The 22,574-nt window shown below is 56.6% G+C and carries 25 protein-coding genes; 17 read left to right on the top strand and 8 right to left on the bottom strand.

Annotated elements, in window-relative coordinates:
• Positions 1-152 precede the first annotated feature (152 nt).
• From C501_RS14915 to C501_RS0102300, 12 genes are all read left to right on the top strand, one after another.
• Positions 153-776, top strand: coding sequence for a class F sortase (locus tag C501_RS14915; protein ID WP_156807585.1), 624 nt, complete (start codon positions 153-155; stop codon positions 774-776).
• Between the two features lie 586 nt (positions 777-1,362).
• On the top strand, positions 1,363-2,433 hold the full coding sequence (locus C501_RS0102355) for a M23 family metallopeptidase (RefSeq protein WP_043567966.1): 1,071 nt from the start codon (positions 1,363-1,365) through the stop codon (positions 2,431-2,433).
• 269 nt (positions 2,434-2,702) lie between these two features.
• Positions 2,703-3,011: a hypothetical protein gene (locus tag C501_RS0102350; RefSeq protein ID WP_026174522.1), complete on the top strand. Its 309-nt coding sequence runs from the start codon at positions 2,703-2,705 to the stop codon at positions 3,009-3,011.
• A 23-nt stretch (positions 3,012-3,034) separates the two neighbouring features.
• A complete protein-coding gene (locus C501_RS12205; protein WP_018134024.1) occupies positions 3,035-3,391 on the top strand; it encodes a hypothetical protein in 357 nt (118 codons plus the stop codon).
• A 2-nt stretch (positions 3,392-3,393) separates the two neighbouring features.
• The gene (locus C501_RS14195; RefSeq protein ID WP_156807584.1) at positions 3,394-4,230 is read left to right on the top strand and encodes a DUF8175 domain-containg protein; all 837 of its coding nucleotides are present in this window, start codon (positions 3,394-3,396) and stop codon (positions 4,228-4,230) included.
• A gap of 1 nt (position 4,231) precedes the next feature.
• Positions 4,232-5,716: a TrbL/VirB6 family protein gene (locus C501_RS12200; RefSeq protein ID WP_018134022.1), complete on the top strand. Its 1,485-nt coding sequence runs from the start codon at positions 4,232-4,234 to the stop codon at positions 5,714-5,716.
• Positions 5,716-7,221 (top strand): SCO6880 family protein, encoded by a 1,506-nt coding sequence (locus C501_RS0102325; RefSeq protein ID WP_018134021.1) that lies wholly within the window; start codon positions 5,716-5,718, stop codon positions 7,219-7,221. Before C501_RS12200 ends, C501_RS0102325 begins: the two co-directional genes overlap by 1 nt.
• Before the next feature lie 323 nt (positions 7,222-7,544).
• Positions 7,545-8,807 carry a hypothetical protein gene (locus C501_RS0102320; protein WP_018134020.1) on the top strand — a complete coding sequence of 421 codons (1,263 nt, stop codon included), beginning with the start codon at positions 7,545-7,547 and terminating at the stop codon, positions 8,805-8,807.
• Positions 8,804-9,055, top strand: a complete 252-nt coding sequence (locus tag C501_RS14190) for a hypothetical protein (RefSeq protein ID WP_156807583.1) — start codon at positions 8,804-8,806, stop codon at positions 9,053-9,055. The genes C501_RS0102320 and C501_RS14190 overlap by 4 nt, the downstream gene beginning before the upstream one ends.
• Positions 9,056-9,057: 2 nt before the next feature.
• The gene (locus tag C501_RS12195; protein WP_018134018.1) at positions 9,058-9,546 is read left to right on the top strand and encodes a hypothetical protein; all 489 of its coding nucleotides are present in this window, start codon (positions 9,058-9,060) and stop codon (positions 9,544-9,546) included.
• Entirely contained in the window at positions 9,543-11,300 is a 1,758-nt protein-coding gene (locus C501_RS12190) for a type IV secretory system conjugative DNA transfer family protein (protein WP_051064444.1), read from the top strand. Before C501_RS12195 ends, C501_RS12190 begins: the two co-directional genes overlap by 4 nt.
• Before the next feature lie 8 nt (positions 11,301-11,308).
• Positions 11,309-11,644 carry a DUF4913 domain-containing protein gene (locus C501_RS0102300; protein WP_169332107.1) on the top strand — a complete coding sequence of 112 codons (336 nt, stop codon included), beginning with the start codon at positions 11,309-11,311 and terminating at the stop codon, positions 11,642-11,644.
• Positions 11,645-11,681: 37 nt separating this feature from the next.
• Here the strand turns inward: C501_RS0102300 and C501_RS0102295 are convergent, their stop codons facing one another.
• The 4 genes from C501_RS0102295 to C501_RS13835 form a co-directional block, all read right to left on the bottom strand.
• Entirely contained in the window at positions 11,682-12,029 is a 348-nt protein-coding gene (locus tag C501_RS0102295; protein ID WP_018134015.1) for a hypothetical protein, read from the bottom strand.
• A 46-nt stretch (positions 12,030-12,075) separates the two neighbouring features.
• Entirely contained in the window at positions 12,076-12,999 is a 924-nt protein-coding gene (locus C501_RS14185; RefSeq protein ID WP_156807582.1) for a hypothetical protein, read from the bottom strand.
• Positions 13,000-13,162: 163 nt separating this feature from the next.
• Entirely contained in the window at positions 13,163-16,735 is a 3,573-nt protein-coding gene (gene mobF / locus C501_RS12185) for a MobF family relaxase (protein ID WP_018134013.1), read from the bottom strand.
• The gene (locus tag C501_RS13835; protein ID WP_083906506.1) at positions 16,735-17,991 is read right to left on the bottom strand and encodes a relaxase domain-containing protein; all 1,257 of its coding nucleotides are present in this window, start codon (positions 17,989-17,991) and stop codon (positions 16,735-16,737) included. The genes mobF and C501_RS13835 overlap by 1 nt, the downstream gene beginning before the upstream one ends.
• A gap of 520 nt (positions 17,992-18,511) precedes the next feature.
• Between C501_RS13835 and C501_RS0102270 the strand changes: the two genes are divergently transcribed.
• From C501_RS0102270 to C501_RS0102250, 5 genes are all read left to right on the top strand, one after another.
• Positions 18,512-18,787 (top strand): hypothetical protein, encoded by a 276-nt coding sequence (locus C501_RS0102270; protein WP_018134010.1) that lies wholly within the window; start codon positions 18,512-18,514, stop codon positions 18,785-18,787.
• 61 nt (positions 18,788-18,848) lie between these two features.
• Positions 18,849-19,238, top strand: a complete 390-nt coding sequence (locus C501_RS0102265) for a hypothetical protein (RefSeq protein ID WP_018134009.1) — start codon at positions 18,849-18,851, stop codon at positions 19,236-19,238.
• Between the two features lie 12 nt (positions 19,239-19,250).
• Positions 19,251-19,733, top strand: a complete 483-nt coding sequence (locus C501_RS14180; protein ID WP_018134008.1) for a hypothetical protein — start codon at positions 19,251-19,253, stop codon at positions 19,731-19,733.
• 47 nt (positions 19,734-19,780) lie between these two features.
• Complete coding sequence (locus tag C501_RS0102255) at positions 19,781-20,221, top strand: hypothetical protein (RefSeq protein ID WP_018134007.1); 441 nt, start codon at positions 19,781-19,783, stop codon at positions 20,219-20,221.
• Positions 20,222-20,549: 328 nt separating this feature from the next.
• Positions 20,550-21,113, top strand: coding sequence for a hypothetical protein (locus C501_RS0102250; RefSeq protein ID WP_018134006.1), 564 nt, complete (start codon positions 20,550-20,552; stop codon positions 21,111-21,113).
• Here the strand turns inward: C501_RS0102250 and C501_RS0102245 are convergent.
• The 4 genes from C501_RS0102245 to C501_RS0102230 form a co-directional block, all read right to left on the bottom strand.
• Positions 21,110-21,304 carry a helix-turn-helix transcriptional regulator gene (locus C501_RS0102245; RefSeq protein ID WP_018134005.1) on the bottom strand — a complete coding sequence of 65 codons (195 nt, stop codon included), beginning with the start codon at positions 21,302-21,304 and terminating at the stop codon, positions 21,110-21,112. The two genes, C501_RS0102250 and C501_RS0102245, sit on opposite strands and share 4 nt — an antisense overlap.
• Complete coding sequence (locus C501_RS0102240) at positions 21,304-21,723, bottom strand: hypothetical protein (RefSeq protein WP_018134004.1); 420 nt, start codon at positions 21,721-21,723, stop codon at positions 21,304-21,306. Before C501_RS0102240 ends, C501_RS0102245 begins: the two co-directional genes overlap by 1 nt.
• 138 nt (positions 21,724-21,861) lie before the next feature.
• On the bottom strand, positions 21,862-22,131 hold the full coding sequence (locus C501_RS0102235; protein WP_018134003.1) for a type II toxin-antitoxin system RelE family toxin: 270 nt from the start codon (positions 22,129-22,131) through the stop codon (positions 21,862-21,864).
• Positions 22,128-22,406, bottom strand: a complete 279-nt coding sequence (locus C501_RS0102230) for a type II toxin-antitoxin system Phd/YefM family antitoxin (protein ID WP_018134002.1) — start codon at positions 22,404-22,406, stop codon at positions 22,128-22,130. The genes C501_RS0102235 and C501_RS0102230 overlap by 4 nt, the downstream gene beginning before the upstream one ends.
• Between the last annotated feature and the right edge of the window lie 168 nt (positions 22,407-22,574).

The following is a 22,574-nucleotide window of genomic DNA, read 5'->3' as shown; positions in this document are numbered from 1 at the left end:
GCGGGCTACCCGGCCCAGGGAACAATTTCTTCACTTTTTCCTTATTTGATCAAGGGAGTCACCGGGTGGGTAAGCGTATTTCTTTAGGCTCTTGCGAGACATCGCTGACATCGGACACTGGCCAAGGGCGGTCGCGTGGGTTGGTCGGTGTGATGTTTTTCGTCGCCGTGATGCTGGTTGCCGCTGTCGGGTTGGTGGTGGCGGGGATGAATCAGAGCTCTCAGGCCGGACCCCAGTTTGCCCCGGCCCCAACTGCTTCTGCGTTTAGTGTGGCACCAGAGATGGCACCTGCTACTGAGCCGGTACCTGGTGTTGTGGCCGCTGGCCGGGTAGTCGTTCCCAGTGTGGGGATTGATCAGCGGCTCCAAGCCGGACCGTTGGAGGCTGCCGGTGGTGTGGTAGTTCCCCCGGCCGATGCGGTCGCTGCGCTTGCTGCCGGTGCCCCGATGGATGCGGTGTCTGGGTCAACTGTTCTGGCCGGGCATGTGAACACTGACAGTGGCGGTCCCGGCCCGTTCGCGCCCCTGGCGGGTGTTGAGGCCGGATCGGTCGTGACGGTAGTTACTGCTGATGACCAGAGGACCGATTGGCGTGTAGTGACCGCGCAGACAGTATCCAAGGACGGGTTAGCCCCGGAACTGTTCGCTTCTGACGGGCCGAGGCAGTTGGTGCTCATTACCTGCGGGGGGCCAGTGACCGGGACTGTACCCGGCACTAACCTTCCGTCGTTCGATTCCAACGTTGTTATTACGGCTGTTCCAGTGGGTGGTCGGTGATGGGTGTTGTGGTTGGCGGGAACGGTCATCTTGATGTGTGGGTTCCGTCTTCTTACGGGTTTTGGAGGGTAGTTCAGGGTCCGGGCGTGGCCGGGATGAACGGGCAGCACGGTGCCGGACGGTTGGCTGTGTGGTGGCTTTATCGGCCCGGCCCCGGCTGGTTCACTCACGTACCGGTGGCTGCGTTTCTGGCTTCTGATCTGATCGATGTTTCGAGTATGAAACGGATAGTTACTCGCGTTGTCGAGTCCCTTCCTGCCGGTGTTCGTGTTCTCGGGGAGCCGGTGGCTGATCCTGGCGGCGGCTACACGGGTGTTGGGCCGGTGCTAGATCCCACGTCGTGGGATGCCCAGCACGTGTTGGGACCCGTGCCTGGAGCACCGGTACTGGCCCGTTTGGAGTATTCGGGTACCGGTTTCGTTGTGACTGGTTCCGGCGGGTTCGACCTTGACAAGTGCAAGGATTTGTACTGGGTCACCACCGAGACCGACCCAGTTACACCGGTGAATGTTTTCATCGGCCCTGCTGAGGCTGGGACGAGGCTGTTGCGAGAAACATCTATTGCTTCTTTGCGGGGGTGTCGGTGATGGATCGTCGGGGTTTTTTGGTGGCTGGTGTTGCTGCGGGTGTGTTGGGTGTTCCGGTTGGTTTCGCGGTGTTGTTTGGTGCTGGTGTTGCTGCTTCTGGTGCTTCGTGTGATGCGGGGGTGGGTGTTTCTGGGGCGTTGCCGGAGTTCCTGGATACGGAGTGGGGCCGGGTGGATCAGGAGCAGTTGTCTAATGCGGCGTTGATTGCTGCTGCTGCTCAGGTGATGGGGTTGCCTGCTGCGGGGCAGGTGTTGGGGATTCAGTGTGCGTTGGGGGAGTCGGGGTTGCGGGTTCTTGATCGTGGTGATGCTGCTGGACCTGACAGTAGGGGGTTGTTTCAGCAGCGGGGTAACGGGGCGTGGGGGTCGTTGGCGGATCGGATGGACCCAACGATCAGCGCAACGAATTTTTTCAAGGCTTTACAGAAAGTTGATGGGTGGGAGGCGATGGAGCCTTCGTGGGCGATCAACCGGGTTCAGCGCAATAGTGATCGGAATCATTACACCCGGTTTCGGGCTTCGGCGCAGAGGGTGTTCGAGGCGGTGACCGGCGGTGGTGCCGGGTTGTGTGTTGCCGGTGGTGGGCAGGTAGTGGGAGACCCGAAGGGGCAGTGGGTGTTCCCGTTGGATTCCCCGTCAGCGGTGATGACGAGTCCGTATGGGTGGCGGGGCACCCTGGCAGGGACAGCCGATATTAATGGTGGTTTTCATTACGGGGTTGATCTGTCTGCTGCTGGTGCTCCGCAGGTGTTGGCTCCTACGGATATGAGGATCACTCGGGCGCAGCCAGCATCCCAGGATGTGTGGGGTGCTGGGGAGAACGTGGCTGGTACCAGTCTTGATGGTCAGTACAGTTTCGGGCTGTTTCATATGGTCGCTGGGTCGTGCAAGGTCCGTGTGGGGGACGTGGTAGCGGCGGGTACCCCGTTGGGGTTGATGGGGTCGACGGGCAATGTGAGTGGGCCTCATGTGCATGTGGAGATTTATTCGCCGGCCCGTGATAATCCGGTTCCGGCTTCCGGGGCTGTGGACCCGGTACCGATTCTGAGGAAAGCAGGTGCGTGGCGATGAGTGGGCGGGGGCGAAGCCTTGTATGGGGTGCTTGTGTGGTTCCGGCGGTGGTAGCAGTCGTGGTGGTTGTTGGTGGGTGTGCCCCGGCCGAGACCGGCACCAGTAGGGGTGGGTTGGTATCGGGGTCGGTATCTAGTCCTGCTGCTGGTGGTGTTTCTGCTTCGTCGCAGGCTCCTGCTCCGGTGCCGGTGAGTAGTGCCGGTGTGGTGAGTGATTCTTATGCTCCGGCCCCGGACGCGGTCTGGGTTGAGGGGGAGGCAGGTTCAGCGGTGGAAGTGAAAGCTGCCGCGGAGGCGGCGATGCGGGCGTTTAGCAATGTCACGGTCGGGCAGGGGTTGTGGTGGCAGGAGTTAGAGCCGTTACTGACCCCGGAGTATGCCGCTGATGCTGAATTCATTTCTGTTGACCGGGTTGGTATCGCCTCTTGGGATCGGGTCGAGGTAGTCAACCCATCGAAGAACCCCGTGTTTGCTGAGGTGATTTTTTCTACAAATGATGGCCCGTGGGCGATGCGGTTACAGCGCGGCGGTGAGGGTTTGGCCTGGCTGGTTGCTGACATTTTTCGTTCAGGTAATTAGGTAAGAGGTAAAGGGAAAAGGTTATGGAAAGTATCGGAAATTCTGTTGAATCCCGGCCCGTGTGGCGGTGGCTGGTTCTTGTTGTCGCCGTGGCCGCGGTGGTGTGTGTCGGGTTCGTCGCTGGTGCTGATGCGGCGTTAGCGATTGATGTTTCGCCTGAGCAACCTCCTGGTGGGGAGAAGGTTCTGACGATTGTGAAGTGGGTTGCGTGGGGTGGGGCCATTGCTGGGGTGATCGGGTTGATTATCTGCGCGATCATGATGATGTTATCGCATCGTCGTGGTGAGCAGCCCGCAGGGGCTTTGGGTTTGGTGTTGCTGGGCTGCGCGATTGTTGCCGGTGCCGGTACGTTGGTCGGTTTCTTCATTCCAGGGGTTTAGTCATGGCCTGGTTGAAGAGTAAGAACAGCGATTCTGGTGCTGGTAGTGGTGTTGATGATCGGCCGTTTTATCAGCGGCCTTCGTGGCTGGTGTTAGCGGCTTCGGCGGCGGTGGTGGTGATCGCGGCTGTGGTGTTAGTGCTGGTGAAGCCTTTCAATCAGGAGCAAGCCCCGACCAGTGGCGCATCTGAGTCTTCTGTCACGGTGCCTGGTGAGGCCAGTTCCTTGGCACAACCGGGTACTGGGGCTGGTGCCGGTGGTTCTGATGCGTCGGTGTGTGGTTTGAGTGATGGCCCGGAGGCGGTGCCTTCACGTGCGCCGACGGATGTTCGGTGGGATTTTGTGGATAATCCGCGCCTGCCGGGGGTGGTGACGGCTGTTCCGTTTTCTGAAAAGTCAGGGCCTGGTCTGCAGAACGCGGCGAAGACGCAACGGTCGTGTTTCGCTCGGACACCGACTGGTGCGTTGCTGGCGGCTGCTAATGCTTGGGCGGGGAGCGAGTTCGGTGAGTATGACTTCGTGATCAACGATCTTAACGCTGCCGGTCCCGGTCGGGAGGCTTTACGTACGAAATTTGCTGATCCGGTCGTGAGGCAGAAGTACGATGCCGATCAGCAGTCTCAGCTGATGGGGTTTGTGATCCAGTACTTTACGAAGGACAAAGCCGGAATCGTTCTTCAGCTAGGTATCCCTTCTAAGCCTGGGTATCAGGCCCAGTTGGCGTTTTTGATGGTTTGGGAGTCTGGGGATTGGAAGGTTCAGACGGATGCTTCCGGGGTTGTGAAATCGACGAATCTTGACCCTGAAGAATTCATTCCCTGGCAAGGGATCAGGTTTTGAGATGAAAGAAATTCTGGAAGGCCTGGCCGGGTTCGTGGTGGACAAGGCGGTGAAGCCTTTGTTCGATGCGATTTTTAATTCCTTAGCGCAGTTCTTGGCGGGGGTGTTGAAGTGGGCTTCAACGTTTTGGGTTGGTGTTGATGCACCGAATCTGACCAGTGGTGCCGGTGCCCCGGTGGTGGCGTTTCTGGAATCGAAGGTTTCCTGGGTCGCTGCGGTGTTGTTAGTGGTTTCCGTGCTGATCGCTGGTATTCAAATCATGACGACCCGTTCGGGCCAGCCGTTGGGGTCGTTAGTGAAGCATTTGGTGACGTTTTTAGTGGTCACTGGTGCCGGGGTATCGGCGGTGGGGTTGCTGACGGTCTTTTCTGATTCGTTGTCGAAGTGGGTGGTAGCCGATGCTGGTGGTGAGTTGAATGAAGGCCTCACCGCAGTGTTAGTCAACCCCGCGTTAGGGTCAGGGCTGGGTGCGGTCATCATGGTGTTATTGGGCATCGCCGCTTCTGTAGTGCAGTGCATGTTAATGCTGGTGCGGTCGGGAATGATCGTGATCATGGCCGGTTTACTGCCGCTGGTCGTGGCGTTCACGAACACTCAGACCGGGAAAACATGGTTTAGCCGGTACGTGTCTATTTTAGTGACGTTCATCATTTGGAAACCGGTAGCGGCGTTGATTTACGCTGCCGGGTTACAGCTGATGGGTTCCAGGGCGTTTGGTGCGGACCTGTCGGTGAAACAAGACCTGGGCGAGGCGATTGCTGCCGGGATCACAGGCCTGGTGATTATGGGCATGGCGGTCATCGCGTTGCCGTCGCTGTTGAAACTTCTTTCCCCGGCTTTGGCTGCTGTCGGTGGTGGCGCGTTAGGCGGTGCGATCGGGGCGTCGGCTTCAATGATGTCCGTTCCCGCTTCCGGGGCTACCAAAACCCCTACCGCCGGTGGTGGTGCTAGGGGCGGAGCTGCACAATCCGGGGCCACTAGTACCGCTGGGGCATCTGGGGCCAGCACGGCAGGGTCCACGGCTGCCTCTGTTGCAGCCGGGACGGTCACGGCTGGTGCTGGAACTGCTGGTGCTGTGGCAGCGAAAACGGTTGCGGATAAAACGAAAGCGGGAGCCGAAACAGCCGCTAACCCGTCCGGTGCTGGTGAGGGTCATTCCGCGCCGGGAGCCGCCCCGGCCCAGGCTACCGGGGCTGATAGCGGCGCTTCACCAGGTTCTACCAGCACCGGGGCGGGGGCAGAAACAGCAGCTCACCCGACAACCGCTGGTGCTTCTGGTGCTACTGGCTCACCGGGTACCGGTGGTGGCAATGCTGGTGCCTCGACGGCTGCGCCGAGGTCGGGGAGTGCTTCGAACAGTGTCGGTTCGTCAGTGGCCTCTGGTGCTGGTGAGGGCCGACGGGTGGCTGCGGTCGCGGCGAAGGGTGTTGCTGTGGGTGTGTCAGCGGCGCAGAACAGTATTCGTGAAGAGACAGGGGAGGCCTGATGGCTGAGTCCAAGGTGTATGAGTCACCGACATACGGTAATTGGCGCAAGCCCGCGAAGAGTGGGTATAAGTCCTTTTCCGGGGTGGCTACGGTCATCATGTTTGGTGGTTTAGTGATCGCGGTATTAGCCGCGATGGTGAATTTGGTAGCTGGTTTGGTTGTTGCTGCGGTGACCGGGGGAGCGTTACTGGCTTTATCGGTGCGAGACCGGCACGGTAAAACGATTGTTAATAAAGTCGGTGAAGGCCTGACCGGGGCGCGTTTACGTGCTTCGGGGTCCCGTGTGCATAACGCGGTGATGGTTCCTGGCGGTAAGGCTCGTTTACCGGGGATCGCAGCGGCGATTGAAGCGGTCGATGTGGCCGCCCCGAACGGAACCGTTTTCGCTTTGTTGCGTAACACGGCGGCTAGGGTCAAAACGTTTACGGTCGTGATCGGTGTTGATCCTGATGGTGGGTCGTTGCTTGATCTTGCTGATCGAGATGTTCAAGTGGCCCGGTGGGGGGATTTCGTGTCCCGGTTTGGTGAAGAAGACGGGCTGATCGGGGCGGCGGTGGTGATCGAGTCGGCCCCTGATACTGGGCACCGGTTGGCTCAAGCGGTCACCTCGAGCATTGTTGATGATGCCCCGGCATTATCGAAAGCAGTGTTGGCTGAGGCGATTGATACTTCCTCGACTGGTAATCATCGGCTTTCCGGGTTCGTGACGTTGACTTTTTCTCCGCGCGGGAAGCTAGCGAACCGGCCGGAGCAGTACATGGCAGCGTTAGCAAACCGGGTGCCGGGTTTCGTGGCACGTTTAGCTGGCACTGGCGGGGAAGCGGGGCGTGCGTTGAGTGCTTCTGAGATCGCCGAACGGGTGCGGATCGCGTACGACCCGGTCGTTCAAGACAGCATAGATCAAGCGCATTTGGATGAAACACCGCCGGTGTTTTCTTTCAAAGAGGCCGGTCCGGTGGCTACCCAGCGCGGCTTCGATACGTACCGTCATGATTCAGGGTTATCTAAATCGTGGGTGATGACCGATGCCCCGAGAGGCCATATTTACGCGGACCGGTTAGCGAAGCTTCTGGGTCCGCACCCGGACGTGGCCCGTAAAAGGGTGGCGTTCTTGTACCGGCCGGTAGAGGCCGGATCGACAGCGGCCCTGGTCGAAAAAGACTTGAACGCTGCCTTGGTGCGGGTCAATGGTAATCCTCGTCCGACCGCGAGGCATCAAGCAGAGCTAGCCCATGCCCGGCAAACCGCGCATGAAGAAGCCACCGGTGCCGGGTTGGAAAATTTCTCTGTCATTGTCACCGCGACGGTCATGCCGGGCAGTGTCGATGGGGACGAACTAGAGCGGGCAGTGATCGCGGTCGAATCAACGCTAGCTCCCAGCGCGAAAATTCGTTTACGTCCCGCCTACGGTGCCCAAGACACTACCTTTGCCGCGTCGTTGCCTTTAGGAATCATTTTGCCTGAGCAAGCGGCCCTGCCCGCCTACATTAGAGAGGCTATGTGATGCCGAAACTCTCTGTTTTTCCAAAGCGATTGACCATGATTGGTGGGAAGAAAGCGACACCACCGGCCGATGACAGTAGCGGGCAGGTACTTTTCCGTCGGTCTCAAGACACGGTGAAAGGCCCGGTACCCGTTCAGGTCCCGGAACCTGGTTACCGGGGCTTTGTCGGCCCCGGAGGCGGGGCCGTCGTGGCAGGATCAATCCAGCCGGCCCCTGAATGGCGTGGGACATCAGTGCAGGTGTGCGGGTTATGGCCCTTTTCGTCCGGTGCCGGAGTCCCCTTGGCTGGTACCCCGTTAGGGTTACATACCCAAACGGCGGCGATGGTCACCGCTGATCCGGATGCCTGGTTCAGACACCGGCTGATCGGTAACCCCTCGTGTTTCGTGCTGGGGTTACCGAACTTCGGGAAGTCGTCACTGGTGCGACACATGCTGATCGGCATGGCCGCCCGAGGCGTTTTACCGATGATCTTAGGAGATCTAAAACCCGATTACGTGAAGCTGATACTCGCGATGGACGGGCAAGTGATCTCGTTCGGTTCGTCGGGTTCGTTGAACGTCCTCGACCCAGGAAAGGCCTTTTTCGCGGCCCGCGACGCTTTACCGGAACCGGCACGGGCGGCGTTTGTCGCGGACTGGAAAACTAGACGACTGACCATGTTAACCGCGCTGGTGGTGATCGCCCGGCCCGGCCAAGACGCGACGGTCAATGCTGTTGAAGAATCCCTCCTTGATGGTGCGTTGACGTTGTGGGATGAACAGCACCCGGATAGCCCGCCGCTGATCCGGGACATTGAGGCGATCATCGCCTCAGGTCCAGAACCGCTACGGCAGATCACCCTGGACCGGGGACAGAACGAGCGCTACCTAGACGCGACCGACGCATTACGGCAGACCTTATACGTCCTTGATGGTCACGGCCGGTTCGGAACCATGTTTTCCGAACACACCACGGTCCCTATGGATTCACACCGTCCGGTGTGTTTCGATCTGTCCTCACTAGAGCGGTCCCCGCGTGATGTGCAAGCGGCGGCGCTCATGTCGTGTTGGGGTATTGGTTTCGTCACCGTCGCCGCAGCTCACGCCCTGGCTGATGCCGGTTTGGCTCCGAGAAGGAATTTCTTTCTTGTCATGGACGAGTTATGGCGGGCGTTGCGAGCCGGTGATGGGATGGTCGATTTCATTGATTCGTTGACCCGGCTGAACCGGCAAGAAGGAGTAGGCCAAGCGATGATCACTCACACCATGAGTGATCTAGACGCGCTGCCGACCGAACACGAACGTGCCAAAGCCCGAGGACTGGTAGAACGATCAGGCATGATTTTCGCCGGGGCTTTACCCGGCCGAGAGATGGAAAAGCTCACCAAAGTCTCTCCTATGGGGCAGGTAGAACAAGACCTTCTCTCCGGCTGGGCAGACCCAGGAACCTGGACTAAACGGGCAGATGCAGAACGGCCCGGTTTGGGGAAATTCCTCATCAAAGTCGGCGGTAAACCCGGCATACCTTTTCAACTCCGCCTCACCCCATCAGAGATGGATTTGAACGACACGAACACGAAATGGGCGATGGGACAAGGCCAATGAACAGCACGTCATTGACCCGTGAACACGTACACGACACCGGAACGGACCTAGTAGCCGCGTACGAGGCGCAAATGGAAGCGAAGGTTTCCCACCGAAATTTTCACCTCTCAGCACCGCCCGTGCTCGTCGAAGCGATCCGCACCGAAGCGGCGATCTCCGGGGTATATCAAACCGATCTACTCCGAGAAGCCGTACTGACCTGGATCAGTAACCGCATCGACCAAAGAAACAATGTGGAAGGGAAATAGTCATGGCGAAAACTCTTTATTCTGTCGAGCACGAGTGCGGGCACAGCCAAGAACACGACCTCAGCAAAAAACCGGCAGGTAAGCGTGCTGGTTTAGCGGCGTGGCTGGCTGGCAAACCGTGCTGGGAATGCGGCAAAACCGGTGGAATTTCGGAAGAGGAGAAAGCCCGGCAAGAACAGGCTACGGCTGAGACTGAGGAGCAGCTGGGGCTACCGGAGCTGGAAGCGACTCAGAAGCAGCGCCCGAAGGTTTTACCCTGGGCGCGGCAGATCCGGGCTGAGCTGATCCGTGAGGCCTACGAGCTTGTTGAAGCGGGCAAGGAGACCGAGACCTGGTTTGAGAACAATATTCTCGAACCAGCTAAGGCGATCACCCGCTGCGGCTGGTGGCTCGATAACCGCGAAGCGAGCGTAAATGAGCTGCCTGAGCTTTTGGATGATTCCGGCGAGGAAAACCCTCATACGTGGACGCCTAAAGAGGCTCCGGCATGAGCGCTGTCACCCGCCGCCGGCAGAACAACACAGGCCCGTTGATCGGGTTCTTGTTGGTGGTGGTGGCTGCCGTCGTGTTTTTCATGGCAGTCCTGCCGCTGGGGGAGAAGTGGGCCGGTCGCGGGTATGAGAACTCACCGCAGAGCACACTATCGGTGCTCTACGAGATGAGTAGCGGTGTCCGGCCCTGGACAGAGGCGAATACCTGGGCAGTCTTACTATGGTTCGGTCTACCGTTATTGGCGGCTCTCACTATCTGGGGGGCCGTAGCGTTGACCCGGCCTCAGAGACGCGAGATTGACCGTGCCGCCCGGTATATGGGTCGGGGACGGCAGATCGAACCTTTGACGCGGAAAGCAGTAGCGAAAAAAGCGGCACGGTTAGGCATCCCGGACACCAAGTATCCGGGAGTTCTCCTGGCTCGGCATATCCCCTCAGGTGCGTTGTTATTTCAGTCGTTCGAGGACACCTGTGTGGATATTCGCGGGCCTCGGGCCGGGAAATCCACCTCAAGGGCGATTCCGGCGATTTTGCAGGCTCTTGGGGCGGTGCTAGTGACGGAGAACAAGCCTGAGCTTTTCCAAGTCTGCGCCAAAGCGCGTAGGAAAACTGGCCAGGTGTTCTTATTCGATCCGCAACGCATCACCGGGACCGGTGCTTGCCCGGCAATGTTTTTCAATCCCCTCTCAACTGTGCACTGTATCGAGGACGCAGAGGCGTTAGCGAAGATTTTTGATGACGCGACCAGCTCCGTTGATGCGCGCAGTGACGGCTATTTCGCCCCTGCCGGTCTCACCGTTGTCGCGGACTACTTGTTGGCTGCGGCGTTGTCGGGACAGTACATGGACACGGTATTCCAGTGGGTTAATTCACCGTTGAATCAGGAACCGGCAGACATCCTAACCCGACACGGGGAATCCGGCTTGGCAGCCCGTGTTGCCGAGACACAAAAAATAACAGATAAAACACGTGGGATTATCTTTTCTGAGGCCCGGCGTATCGTTGGCTTTCTTCAGTCGAAATCGTTGCTTGAATGGTTGACCCCTGGCCCCGGCAAAAAGGAGTTCGTTCCGTCAGAGTTCGCCGCTTCCACCACCGATACCTTGTTCCTGCTCTCTCAGGAAGGTTCAGGCACTGCCGGTCCGGTGATCGCGGCGTTAACAAAAGCAGTGTTCAACGCCGCCGAGATCGTTGCCGCAGGAACAGGCACGGGCCGGTTACCGGTGCCGTTGCTAGCAGTGCTCGATGAAGCAGCGAACATTTGCCGGATCAAAGACTTACCGGAGAAGTACTCCCACTACGGGTCGAAAGGAATTCTGCCGATGGTGTTGCTCCAGTCCTACGAACAAGGTGAAGAAGTCTGGGGGCGGGGCGGGATGGCGAAGATGTGGTCAGCGGCGAACGTGCGCATTTACGGCGGTAACGCGGTATCACCGCAGTTTCTGTCGGATTTGGAAAAGCTGGTGGGAACCTATGAATACAAAGAAGCGGTCGTCTCTTACGGAAGCCAAGGCAAATCCACCTCATACCAAACCAAGACCGACTCGATCCTATCCGTCTCCGACTTGGCCTCAGTTCCAGGTGATCGAATGATCATCCTCGCCGGACAGTCCAGGCCCACCCTGGCAATGTCTCTACCCTGGTATAAGGACCGGGCACTGAAAAAACTAGTGAAATCCGCCTCCAAAATACCAGTCACTGAACCGGTGGCTACACCAGAAAGTTCCTCTGAAGCGAAAGCAGCCATCTCATGATAGAGCCGTTGAAAGAATTCGATGAGGAACTAGCCGAGTTCGTCACCACTGTACTTATCCCGGTGTGGGAAGACCGGCACCGGGATTCCTCCTGGTGCCAGAAATGGTGGCTCCACACCGAAGTTGTGAACCGGATACAAGACCTCTGCGACGGATGGCAGAACATCGGCAACGATGAAGATAACATCACGGTCAACACCTGGTACCGGTACTACCTCGATCACCACATGCCGATCATCACCGCTAAAGAACACGGCCCCCTAGCTTCGTGTACGGCCCAGCACCACAGCGAACAAAGTAGCAATCAATGGTCAACATTCACCAAACCTGTCACGCTAGGCTGAACTATCAATATGTGTCATTTGAGGCCTGCAACAGATTTTAAAGGTTGATCTGGTCTTTTTTGTCAGTATCGGTGTTCTGTTGTTTGTAGATGTCTCGGGCGAAGCTGGGGCGGATGAAGTCTCGCCAGGCCCAGCCCCATACCGTCACTGAGGGGTCGAGGTTTTCTTGTTTCCATAGCACCCCCGCGTAAAGAGAGGTGGAAATAATGGTGCTGGCTAAGAGCAAGAGAGATTCGCCAAAGCTAATTAGCTTCATTTCTTGGAACCCGAAGAGCGTCAGGACTAGGAGCACGATTCCGACGATCGAAGTGCCCCACTGTGTTTTAGGGACTCTGGAAGCGGCGAAGATGACACCCACGCAGATTCCTAATACGACGTAGAGCATAACTCTTAACCTCCTGAGCAGGCAGATACGTTAGAACATGTACTGTTTATCGGCAGTTCGCGCTTATGTACTCAACACCTAAGGGTACTGGAGCAACAGAGATGAACAGGCACTTATTCTGCTGAGCCATCTGCTGCGCCCGGAAAAAGAAGTACGCGGCAGCAACACCACATGCCGCAGCGGCTATCCCAGAAGCAACTCTGCCAAGAACACCGCAAAACCCACCGGTGGTTGCGGCGTTAGCCAGGGCACGGGTTTCTGCTTTGTTGAATCCGACACCGTACGCGAAGTTGTACCATTCCCACGTCGGGTCAGCCACGATAGGGTACACACTGTCCGGGGTAGGGGAGACGACTTGGACTAGATCGTTACCTCTAATTTCGTACCGGGTCGGTACCGGCTTGCCTGTTGCGTCTTTAGCCCAGGCCTCTTTGATTGAATACGCCGCGAACTGGTCATTATTATCAAATCCGACAGCCCACACTGCACCGTCTTCGGCCATGACAGGGCTGAATCCCTCGCTGAGACGGTAACTGAACTGGCGCGGAGAAGAAGGGCTGCGAAGAATGGTCTGAACCCGGACGGAACCGCCGTCTAAGGCTTGAACCGCTGTATCTGTTTGAGCGTCTTTATCCTCATAGACCACTGTGCCGTCAGAGCCTACAGACCCGGTGCTGAGGTCTAACTCTTGAGGTAAAGAAAAACTCAACACAGAACCCCCAGCGGCAACCTTAACTGGCGAAACCGGGTCGGAAGGTGCCTGGATTGAAGCCGGGCCAGAACGAAACTGCGTTCCTCTCGGTGTTGTTTCGCCTTTCAGAACCTGTCCTTGATCTGGTGCTATCCGCTGAATCAGCTCCGGAACATTGCCGGAGTCCATCGATGTTGCGGAAGCAGGAGAAGAAAGACCAGTGACCAATAATGCCGCTGACACCAGCGCGGCAACAGAAACTCTAGCGGCATAGACCATGTAAACCACCTCATGAATGTCTCGACAAGGATTCACGAACTAAGCCCTCGCCCGATGCCGCGCTCAAAAGCCCTTCACCATTGCAAGGACACCACCAGAAACACCAACAACCCGGTGCTCCTACCTAGATCCTGCTGTAGAAAAACACAGCAGTCAACCAGCTTTAGCGGTCTTTGTCATGACCGCGCTGTAGGGCCTGGGTCGGATGGAGTGTTGAAGCTGCCCGGACATCATTACGGTACTCGTTTCTGAGCCGTTTAGCTTGGGCGAGTCGTCCTGCGTAGGCACGGTCTTTAGCGGCTTCTTGGGCCGGGGTGCCTTGGGTTGGGGGTTGGGGGCGGCGGTCTTCGGTGATCCACCGGGGTTTTTGTGCTTTGATTTCAGCGAGTTTCTGCCCGGCGTTGTGTTCGATAGCGCGGGCTTTCGCGAGGTCGGGGTTGTCCTGTTTGAGGGCTTGTTCCCGGACGGCGGCAATGACGTGTTTTGGCGGTTCGGCCGGAACGTGACCGGTCGGTGCTGTGCCGTAGGCGTTTTGGTAGTGCTGTCGGGCTTGTTCGTAGTCGCGGGTCGCGGCTTTCTTACTGAACATGTTCGCCTGGCCCATTGCTTGGTAGGCGGTGTTGAGCCTCTGGGCTGCGGTGACGTGTTCGGTCCGGTAGGTCTGCTCCGCCCGGTCCTGGACGTTCGCCTCAATAACGGACAGCATCCTTTGGGCTTTTTCGTGGTCTGCGCGGGCTTGGTCGTATAACGGTTTCCAAGCTTCCGGGGAGTGCCCGTGATCGGTTTCGTACCGGGCACGCCGGTTCTCGAACGAGGCGAGTTTACGCTCGTACCGGCGCTGCTCGCTGGCAAGCCGGTTTTCCCGCACGAGTTGGTTGTATGGCTCCTCCAAGGCATACGGGCCACGGGCACTAGCAGCCACTGGTGCGGTTGCCGGTTCAGCCTGGGTATTGGCTTGCCGAAGACCAGCGGGCATCAGTGACGGCTCCGGGACAGAACCGGGCACGGGTGCTGGTTCCTGGTCGTGCCCCGGAGCTGGTGCTGGTTGTGTGAGGTGTTCTGGCACGGTTGCCGGGATTGGTGGTGTGGACAGGTCCAGGCCCTCGATCTCACGGGCGAGATCGGTTCGTGCTTTTTCTATACCGAGGTCACCGTTGTCGCGGTGCATCGCATCGACGAACTGGCTCTTCGCGTCATTGTAGGAGCTAGCGGCGATGTGGAGTGTGTTTTCTTCTTTTCCTCGGGTGAGGCCGACGTACAAACCACCGGGGGAGGAGGCCTCGGAGAGCAGGTTTGCTCCGGCGGTTTCGGTCGCTCCTTGCTCGCCGTATTCGGTACTGGCGTAGCCCAGGTGCACGTGTTCGGCCACATACGCTGCTGGCAGACGGATGCTTTCCTTCGCCCCGGCGGCGGTGATGATCGTGATCGAGCCGTCACGGTGGGTGTTTTTCACCAGGTAAGTTTCCCGGTTCGCGACCCCGAGGCGGGTGTCGTTGTTGCGGGTCATGATGACATCACCGTGCATCAATGTAATACCGTCCCGCTCAACTACTTCGTGTTTGGCTTCACGGGTGCGCCCGGCAGCGGCCATGACCTGTTGCATGTGCCGGTTAATCTCTGCCGCACCTTCATTGGTCGGTGTTCCCAGAGCGACGGTGCCTCCGGTGTAAATAATTTGTGCGGCACGTTCGGTCATGACTTCCACACCGGCTTCGATACTGTCGTGGATACGCACATGCCCGCCGGCGTAGAGCTTGTCGAACAACTCGGCGGGCTTTTCCCTGTTACGCAGCTGTAAAGACAGCTCAGCGTAGGCTTTGTCGGTGAAGCGGTGCACGACATCAACATCAACCCTGTCGAGCGTAATTTTCGAAGCTTTATCGAGGACACCGCCGCGACCGACTGCCGGTAACTGTGCCCGGTCGCCCATGAACACCAACCCGCACCCGTACTGGTCAGCGAGCTGAGTCAGAGCGAGAGCGGTGTCCTGATCGATCATGCCGGCCTCATCAACGACCACACGGGCACCAGGAACGAGCCGGTAATCGTTTTTTGGGCCTTGGTATTGCCGACCGGTTGTCGGGTCCGTCTCGCCTGGTTTTAGGCGGGTGAAACGGTTGTTGGTATCCCACCTAAAACCGTGCTCGTGCAAGAGTTTATGCACACCAAAAGCGGGGGCTTGTAGCGACTTGGCGGCTTCCTGGGCGCCCATGAGGGTAGGGGAGAGAACGACGAGCTGCCTGCCTTGGGAGTCGAGAACAGCCTTTGCTTCCTTCAAAAGTGTTGTTTTACCCGAACCTGCTGCACCTTCGACCACACCCAGGGCAGAGCTACTAGCGATGAGTTGCGCGGCTTGCCGCTGAGCGTGGGCAAGGTTCGTGCCCGCGAACCCGGCACCATCAAGGGTTAGCGGAGCGTTCACTGCTGCCCGTGCAGCGAACCGGTGACGCAGCTCGTCCTCAACCGCGATCACCCGTTCACTAGTCATATGCCGAACGTGATCAGGCATATGACCATCGCGAGGATCACTGATCGAACGGCACGATTCCTGCGCCTGCTCAGCGGTGCCTTCAACAAAAGAGTTGATTTGCTCCTGCGAGGCGATCACCCCGGCCTCGGCGACCTGGTTCGCGATCTTCGCTTGCAAATCATGGAGCGACCAGGCCGAAGATTTTTCCTCGCAGCGGGCAATAGCTTCCGCCGCGATCTGTGCCCGGTCAAGGTCATCAAGACTTTTCAATTCTTCTTTGGTGCCGCCAGTGAAATTATTGGTTTGTAAACCGGCGCTTTGAAGCTCGGCAACCCAGCCCTGGACAGAGGCATGGTGCTGTTTGTGCTGCTTCTTAGGCCTGTCCAAAGCCCAGGCCTGGAAATCAAAACGCTTTCGTTCTTCTTTTGTTGGCTCTCGCCCGTCGTGGTCTTTCCTCCATTGAGTTTCAATCGTGGCAAGGTTAGCTTGAACTTGCTGTCGACGCTTGGATAACAGCTGAGCGTGAGCGTGAAGTTCAACGACTTTCCCGGACTGGGCATCGAAGGTGAAGCCAGCTTCTTTCAAAGCCGCTTGCAGGCCCACGTGACCACGTATGACAGACTCACCAATACCGTTCAACACATGAGACTGCTTCAACAACGGTGTCGTCCATACCCCACGCCATTTACCTTCAGCGAAAACGCGGGAATTCCACTGCACATGGATGTGTCGGTGCGGATCCCCTGCCCGAGATGTTTTATGAATGATCGCGGCAGCTTCCATACGTTCGACCGCTACAAGTCGTTGAGCGCCCAAAGGGCCAACACGAGTGTACGAGTTCTTCGCCACAAACTCATTCATCGCCTGAGCAGCCTGGTTCTGCGCCTCGTCAAGTGCCGCGGAAACCCGCTCATCCAAAGCAGCAGCAACAGACAGCGACTTATCGCAATTGACGGTCATCTCAGCGAACCGAGGAGATGCTGGACGCTTCCTCAGCGAACCATCATCTTGGTTCAAACGCTCTTGACCTTTCGGCTTCCCACGGCCTTCGCCAGTGTCCGGGTCCACCCAATCCACCCACGCTTGATATTTATCAGCATCCAGCGAATCAGTCGAAACAAGAACACCGTCCGGCCCGTAGACGAAGCGCTCCGCGAGCTGGCCTTGCTCTTCCAGGTAGTACTCATCTGCCCGGTGATGATCAGCTTCAAGATAAGCGCGCGCTGATGCGCCGCTGCCTCGAAAGAACACCATCGACCCTTGCATCAGTGAACGCCTCCGGTGGCGGGAACGGTGAGATGCTTTGTAGCAAGAGTGACCGTGTCTTGGGCATCAATGGGGAGCACTGAATCACAGACGCGAAGAGCTACGCCAGTTGCAATCTTGTAAACATCCATGACCTCAACGGTAGTAAGTATTCGATCAAGAAGCCGCAGCTGGTGAGCCACCTCTGCCTGAAGCATCACGACACTAAATTGAGAATGATTCGCTGAGATAGCAGCTAAACTCTCACGGGCTAAAGCCTCGATATCAAGACCTGCGAAACCGACAGCAGACGATATGTGATGAGATGTTCCTGAAGTCGGTAATTGGGCATCACGGAAAAACTCAACCCACGATGTCACTCGTGCCGGCCTATCGGCACTGCCTGAGCGCAGTGCTCGAGATGCACGAAGAGAAGACAAGTACTTCTTGTTTTTCGTGGCGTGCTCCCTCAGTTCCTCCTGATCAAGCTGAGCAGCTAGTTTGCCGATCTGGGTTGACCGCTCAGAGATGAGCTTCGCGTGCTCTCTCAGCTCAGGAACAGAGCAACCCCCAGCATCAAAGAAGAAGCCACCTTTCGCTAGGGCTTCGCGCAAACCTTCATCGGAGGAAAGAACCAACTCGCTCAGATGGTGGAAGGTTTTGATCTGGTGCAGCAACACACTACTTGCTAAGCCACGCCACTTCTTCTCCGCATAAACTCGAGCACCAATCTGCATACGGATATACCAGAATGGTTCACCATCACGATTCTCAGTTCCCGGGATCTGGCAGAACTCCATCGTCTCCACCGGCACAGTTCGTTGACCTGCCCTGCCTCCAACACGTGTCGTTGAAGAGGTGAAAAGATACGAACGCAAAACAGTTGCGCTCCGCTCGAGAGCAGACATCAAAGCGGTAGCTACATCGGTAGATAGAAGCGCAGCTACTATCAAAGATTTATCGCAATTCAAGGACATCTCAAAGAAGCGTGGAGAAGCGCCCCTCTCCACCACAGCACCGGTGTCCTTCTCGACTCTTATACGATGCCTCGAAGTGCCACGGCGCAAACCAGTATCACTATCCACCCAGTCAACCCACGCCGAATACTCTTCACGAGACATCAACACACCATCAGATACAGGGTGACACCAACCCTCACGAAAGAAGAACACAGCAGCAGATGCGTCCCGGAACGCAGAAGCTGTCGCGGCGTGCACACTTCCACGATAGGGAACAACACCACCACGCATGACAGACCTTTCACTCAACTTAGCCACTAGATTAGCAAACTATCGTAGATAGTATAATGTGCATCGTGTTTAGGTTCGCATTTTGGACTCAGAAACGAAGTTTCGGCTGTCCAAAATGTTCGAGAACCTCAACGGGTGGTTTGGTGGTTTTGGGTTTCGACTCAGAAACGAAGTTTCGGCTGTCGAGACCCAAGGCCGGCAAACCATGACGAGTGCCCTCTCGGGGCGCGAGTTAGCCAGATATGCACTGTGAGCGAAGCTCTCCATCTTTCTGGGCGCTTGCGCCCTGACCCGTCCCTGACGGGGCTTCCTGAATCCCGGCCTCGCACACCAGGAAGGTTGTGCACAGTCCACGCTCACCCAAGGTAACCATTCGCTGAAAACGTGACGTGTGGACTGTGTTCAACCGACTTAGAGGTTCCGCTGTCCATCATGTGTGCAGGAAAACACCGAAGGAAAAATGTTTTGCTGTGCACATGTGGACAGGGGACTAAAGAAACCGACCCGGCACCCGCCAAATTCTTTACCGGCTTGTAGACTGTTGCCCATGAGCGAAACGATCCGTGATGCCGTCATGGCGACCATGAACGACAAGATCCAAGCCGGCGAGCAGCTAGAGAAGGCGATACGGCATGAGGCCGAAGTAAGCGCGCTTCTTGTTGAAGCGCAGCAAGCATCTTCGAAAGCTCGCAAAGCGGCTTTAAAAGCTGGCTGGAGCGAACGCGAAATGCGACAGCTCGGACTACTGGATAGCTCTCGCAAGCCCGCCGTGCGGAAGAAAAAGGTTCAGCCCGATACGGCTTCGGAAACTCCCGGAGAGTGATCCGCTAGCCGTTAGGTGCCTGGAAGTACTGGTTGTATAACTCGGATATGGAAAGGCAATAATGTCTAACGGATACGTCACCATTGATTACAGTTCTCTGGCAAGGTTAGTCGATATCAGCAGCAACCACCTCGGAACTTTCGCCGCCGAGCTTGGTGGTGTGTTCCACGGTCGCTCACTCGTGATCGACCCGATCCTGAAAAGCATAGCCGAACTCTGTGCGGTAGACCCGGTACTGCCAGCACGTGCGCTCATCGAATACATCGCCGGTTTCCGACTTAACCAACGCCAAAAAAACCATATACCCTTCAGCGTGGAAACGTTCCTAGACAATATCGACTACACATACATTGCTGCCCTCAACCCCGCATTGAATATAGAGGCGCTGAAAACCAGCCTGGAAGACCTCGTCTCGGAAACCTACAACCAACACACCACCGATGAACCCTGAACCCAAGAATCAATGATGGTTGATGCGGAGGAAAGGTTCTGGAACAAAGTAGTCAAAGACCCGGCACCTCACGGGTGCTGGTACTGGATCGGTGCCGTCGCTGATGACGGCTACGGCCGCTACACACTGAACGCTAATAACCGCACTGTAGCGGTGCGCCCGCACCGCTACGCATACGCGCTAGCAACAGGCCAAGACATCAGAAAACTATCTACCTTGATGCATGTCTGCGACATGCCCCTCTGCGTCCGCGCAACCGCCGATACTGACACGCACCTTCTCGAAGGCGACGCACGCCTCAACATGCTCGACCGACGTAAAAAAGGTCGAGACCGCAACGGCTCCGGATCCACCTGGCGCGGACAGGCCCGGACACATTTCGCCGCACGCTCCCGCGCTCTACGCAACGAAATCCGCGACCACGGACTCACCAGACCAACCGTCCTAGAAGCACTCAGAACCGGCGACGACCCCTCATCACCAGTCTTGTTCTAAAGTAGGCTTGTCCGTTGAAGAGTAGAATATAATGAGTTCATTTATTGATGTTTATAAATGATTGGTCTTTGGGAAAAACTTTGAAACCTTACATTTGGAATGATGCAGAAGTTACCTACCCGGACTATTCCGGAACAGCTCAACTTGATTACAAGCGAACCGGTGAAAGCGGTATCGACGCGATCGGCATAGACCAAGACCGGTGGTTTGTTGTCGGGTTTGAAATCGGCGGCGGGGAGCTCAGCCACGACTTGCGTGTCCTAGCTGTAGATCGCGCCCAGCTCCCTGATGGTGACGGATCACTCTTAGAGCAGATTACTGATGCCGATGGACACATCCCAGTCACCGAATTACTGGTACACGATGTTGACCCTTACAATTTTCTGCGAAGCATCACACATCAATTTGACCTACGTCTAAGGTCCAAAGCTTTTAGGAACCACCCAATCCGAGTGACTTCATTAGGCGACATCCCGAATCAAGATTAGAAGCCATGCAACGCGCATAACATCGCATAGGGACTACGGCAGTTCTTTAGTTCTATCTATCAGTCTGCTCTTCTTCATAGCTACCCTTGAGTGTGACAGGTTTGCTTGGCTCCGGGAGAGCAACTATTTCTGGCCCCACCCCTCGGTGCTAGTCAAAATCCCTGGGTCTAGCGCCGGAGTCAAAGCTCCCTTGTATCAGACGCTGTAAGCCTTTCGTACCCTAAGCTGGACCATTGACCACCTTGGGTGATGCGTGTCACTATATCTCGGACACCTTCCGTTTAGGTCCTACGTAGGCCTTGGGTTCCAGTCGTAAGGGGCTGTCTAGATGAAATATTTGAGGCGTTCGCTGTTTGTTCTCGTTGCGCTTGTCATCGTTGGGCTAACCAGTGCGCAAGCGTCACTGGCTGCGCCTGTGCCTAACAATGATGAAACACCGTTCACCGCAGACTCCTTATCTCAAGGGCTGACCCCTGAGCAGTTTCAAGCCGTGATTGCCGATCTGAAGAATTCGTCGGTTCCGCAATCTGAAGACACCGCTACATCGCTGAAGAAAACGACGTTCACCTTCCCTCAGGGTTTCTCGTTGACCTTCGTTGAAGACCAGACCATCCAAGACCCGACTAAAATCCAGCTTCGCATCGGTGGAGGCACGGATAGTGGCGGGTCGTACATTCTGTTCAATCAGTTCGATCAAGACATGCTCATGAGCGGATCAGGGGCATTGTTGAACGCAGCTATCTGCGCCATCCCCGGCGTGGGCTGGGCGGCCTGCGCCGGTGTGACCGCTTTGGTCATAGCAGCCACCATCGCAGTATCCAATGCAGGAAAATGCCCCGGACAGAAGCAGATGAAGCTCTACGTCAATACCTTGTACCGTTCATGCGTTTAGTCATCGAGAAAAAATAACTCTTCTACCGGGGTTTCGAAGACTTTCCCCAGCCGCAGCCCCAGCGAAAGGCTCGGACCGAACCGGCCCTTTTCAATAGCGATAATCGACTGCCGCGAAACACCAACGGCTTGGGCGAGTTCTTCTTGTGAAAGAGATCTAGATTTCCGTAACTCAGCGACCCGGTTCCGCATCACTCGCCCCGTCGTCTCAGCCCGACCCAATAGCGAACGAAGAAGTCTGCTACAAGTAGGCCCAGAGCGGCAAAGACTAACAGCCCAGCAACCCCGGTGGTACCAGTAAAGACCATAAACACAAGGCCCAGGGCAGCTAGCACCACCAGAGAATCTCTAAAAACAGCAGACCCTGCACCGGCCGCGACAGCAGACTCAAAACTATCCTGAGCATCAGCACGACTAACTTTGCTGTGCCGCTGCTTGATCAACATGACCGCTAAGCCAGAAGCTCCTACAGTCCCGAACATCAAAACACGCAATACTGTACCTGCCGCCCCCTCGCCGACCGCTTGGCTCAAGCCACTAAAAACAGCAATAAGAGCTAAAGCAGCAACAACAACCAGGATGTACTTAACGCTTAGCGGAAGACTCTTCATAAAGTAAATAATACTTTACATAAGATCTCGGCGCTAGACCCAGGTATTTTGACTAGCACCGAGGGGTGGGGCCAGAAATAGTTGCCCTCCCGGAGCCAAAAACAGTTGACATATTCATACCCTTGAAGTTTCGGGTAGTTAACTGCTTTTGTAGATGTCGCGTCGGTGTCCAATGCGGATTACGTAGACGATCAATCGGCGATCATGGATCTCGTACACGATGCGGTAGTCACCGGTCCTGACCCGCCACTCGCCGTCGCTGCCAACAAGTTTTTTAGCTCCCGGTGGTCGTGGTGTTTCAGCTAGCAATTCAATCGCTGCTTGGATGCGGCGCTGCGCTTGCCTGTCAAGCTTTGTGAGCTGCTTAGCCGCTGCGGCGGTGAATTCGATGGTGTAGGACGCACTCACAATCCGAGGTCCGCTTTTACTTGCTCCCACGGGATCGTTTCTTCACCTGCCGCAAGGCGTTCCCGCGCCTCGCGCACTGCCTGGATATCGACGGCATCTTCCGCGAGCTCTATCAGTCTTTCAAGGTCAGCGGCGTCGATGATCGCCGCTACCCTCCGGCCCCGATTGGTCAAGTAAACAGGCTCGTGATCAACACGAGCCCGCTCGACAACGTGCGACAACTTCGTACGTGCATCACTGACGGATATATCGGCTCGCTGTATGAGACTTTCCATACCTCAACCATAGCGCAAAAGCTCATTACGTACTAACTGAACTCTAGCGCTGATTTTGTACCGATAATGAATCTTATGTCAACCAAAACAATGATTATTGCATCTGATGCACGATCACCCCTCCTCCGCCCATTGCTACCCTGTACCGTATCTCTTGAAGTAGAACTA

This window comes from Acaricomes phytoseiuli DSM 14247 (assembly GCF_000376245.1).
GTDB classification, from domain to species: Bacteria; Actinomycetota; Actinomycetes; order Actinomycetales; family Micrococcaceae; genus Renibacterium; species Renibacterium phytoseiuli.
This window is presented reverse-complemented; position numbering and strand designations above follow the sequence as displayed.

Bases quoted from the DNA above. Each gene is read 5' to 3' on its own strand.
- C501_RS14915 (WP_156807585.1), top strand. From the start codon at position 153: ATGTTTTTCGTCGCCGTGATGCTGGTTGCCGCTGTCGGGTTGGTGGTG.
- C501_RS0102355 (WP_043567966.1), top strand. From the start codon at position 1,363: ATGGATCGTCGGGGTTTTTTGGTGGCTGGTGTTGCTGCGGGTGTGTTG.
- C501_RS12205 (WP_018134024.1), top strand. From the start codon at position 3,035: ATGGAAAGTATCGGAAATTCTGTTGAATCCCGGCCCGTGTGGCGGTGG.
- C501_RS14195 (WP_156807584.1), top strand. From the start codon at position 3,394: ATGGCCTGGTTGAAGAGTAAGAACAGCGATTCTGGTGCTGGTAGTGGT.
- C501_RS12200 (WP_018134022.1), top strand. From the start codon at position 4,232: ATGAAAGAAATTCTGGAAGGCCTGGCCGGGTTCGTGGTGGACAAGGCG.
- C501_RS0102325 (WP_018134021.1), top strand. From the start codon at position 5,716: ATGGCTGAGTCCAAGGTGTATGAGTCACCGACATACGGTAATTGGCGC.
- C501_RS0102320 (WP_018134020.1), top strand. From the start codon at position 7,545: ATGGTCACCGCTGATCCGGATGCCTGGTTCAGACACCGGCTGATCGGT.
- C501_RS14190 (WP_156807583.1), top strand. From the start codon at position 8,804: ATGAACAGCACGTCATTGACCCGTGAACACGTACACGACACCGGAACG.
- C501_RS12195 (WP_018134018.1), top strand. From the start codon at position 9,058: ATGGCGAAAACTCTTTATTCTGTCGAGCACGAGTGCGGGCACAGCCAA.
- C501_RS12190 (WP_051064444.1), top strand. From the start codon at position 9,543: ATGAGCGCTGTCACCCGCCGCCGGCAGAACAACACAGGCCCGTTGATC.
- C501_RS0102295 (WP_018134015.1), bottom strand. From the start codon at position 12,029: ATGCTCTACGTCGTATTAGGAATCTGCGTGGGTGTCATCTTCGCCGCT.
- C501_RS14185 (WP_156807582.1), bottom strand. From the start codon at position 12,999: ATGGTCTATGCCGCTAGAGTTTCTGTTGCCGCGCTGGTGTCAGCGGCA.
- mobF (WP_018134013.1), bottom strand. From the start codon at position 16,735: ATGCAAGGGTCGATGGTGTTCTTTCGAGGCAGCGGCGCATCAGCGCGC.
- C501_RS0102270 (WP_018134010.1), top strand. From the start codon at position 18,512: ATGAGCGAAACGATCCGTGATGCCGTCATGGCGACCATGAACGACAAG.
- C501_RS0102265 (WP_018134009.1), top strand. From the start codon at position 18,849: ATGTCTAACGGATACGTCACCATTGATTACAGTTCTCTGGCAAGGTTA.
- C501_RS14180 (WP_018134008.1), top strand. From the start codon at position 19,251: ATGATGGTTGATGCGGAGGAAAGGTTCTGGAACAAAGTAGTCAAAGAC.
- C501_RS0102255 (WP_018134007.1), top strand. From the start codon at position 19,781: ATGTTTATAAATGATTGGTCTTTGGGAAAAACTTTGAAACCTTACATT.
- C501_RS0102250 (WP_018134006.1), top strand. From the start codon at position 20,550: ATGAAATATTTGAGGCGTTCGCTGTTTGTTCTCGTTGCGCTTGTCATC.
- C501_RS0102245 (WP_018134005.1), bottom strand. From the start codon at position 21,304: ATGCGGAACCGGGTCGCTGAGTTACGGAAATCTAGATCTCTTTCACAA.
- C501_RS0102240 (WP_018134004.1), bottom strand. From the start codon at position 21,723: ATGAAGAGTCTTCCGCTAAGCGTTAAGTACATCCTGGTTGTTGTTGCT.
- C501_RS0102230 (WP_018134002.1), bottom strand. From the start codon at position 22,406: ATGGAAAGTCTCATACAGCGAGCCGATATATCCGTCAGTGATGCACGT.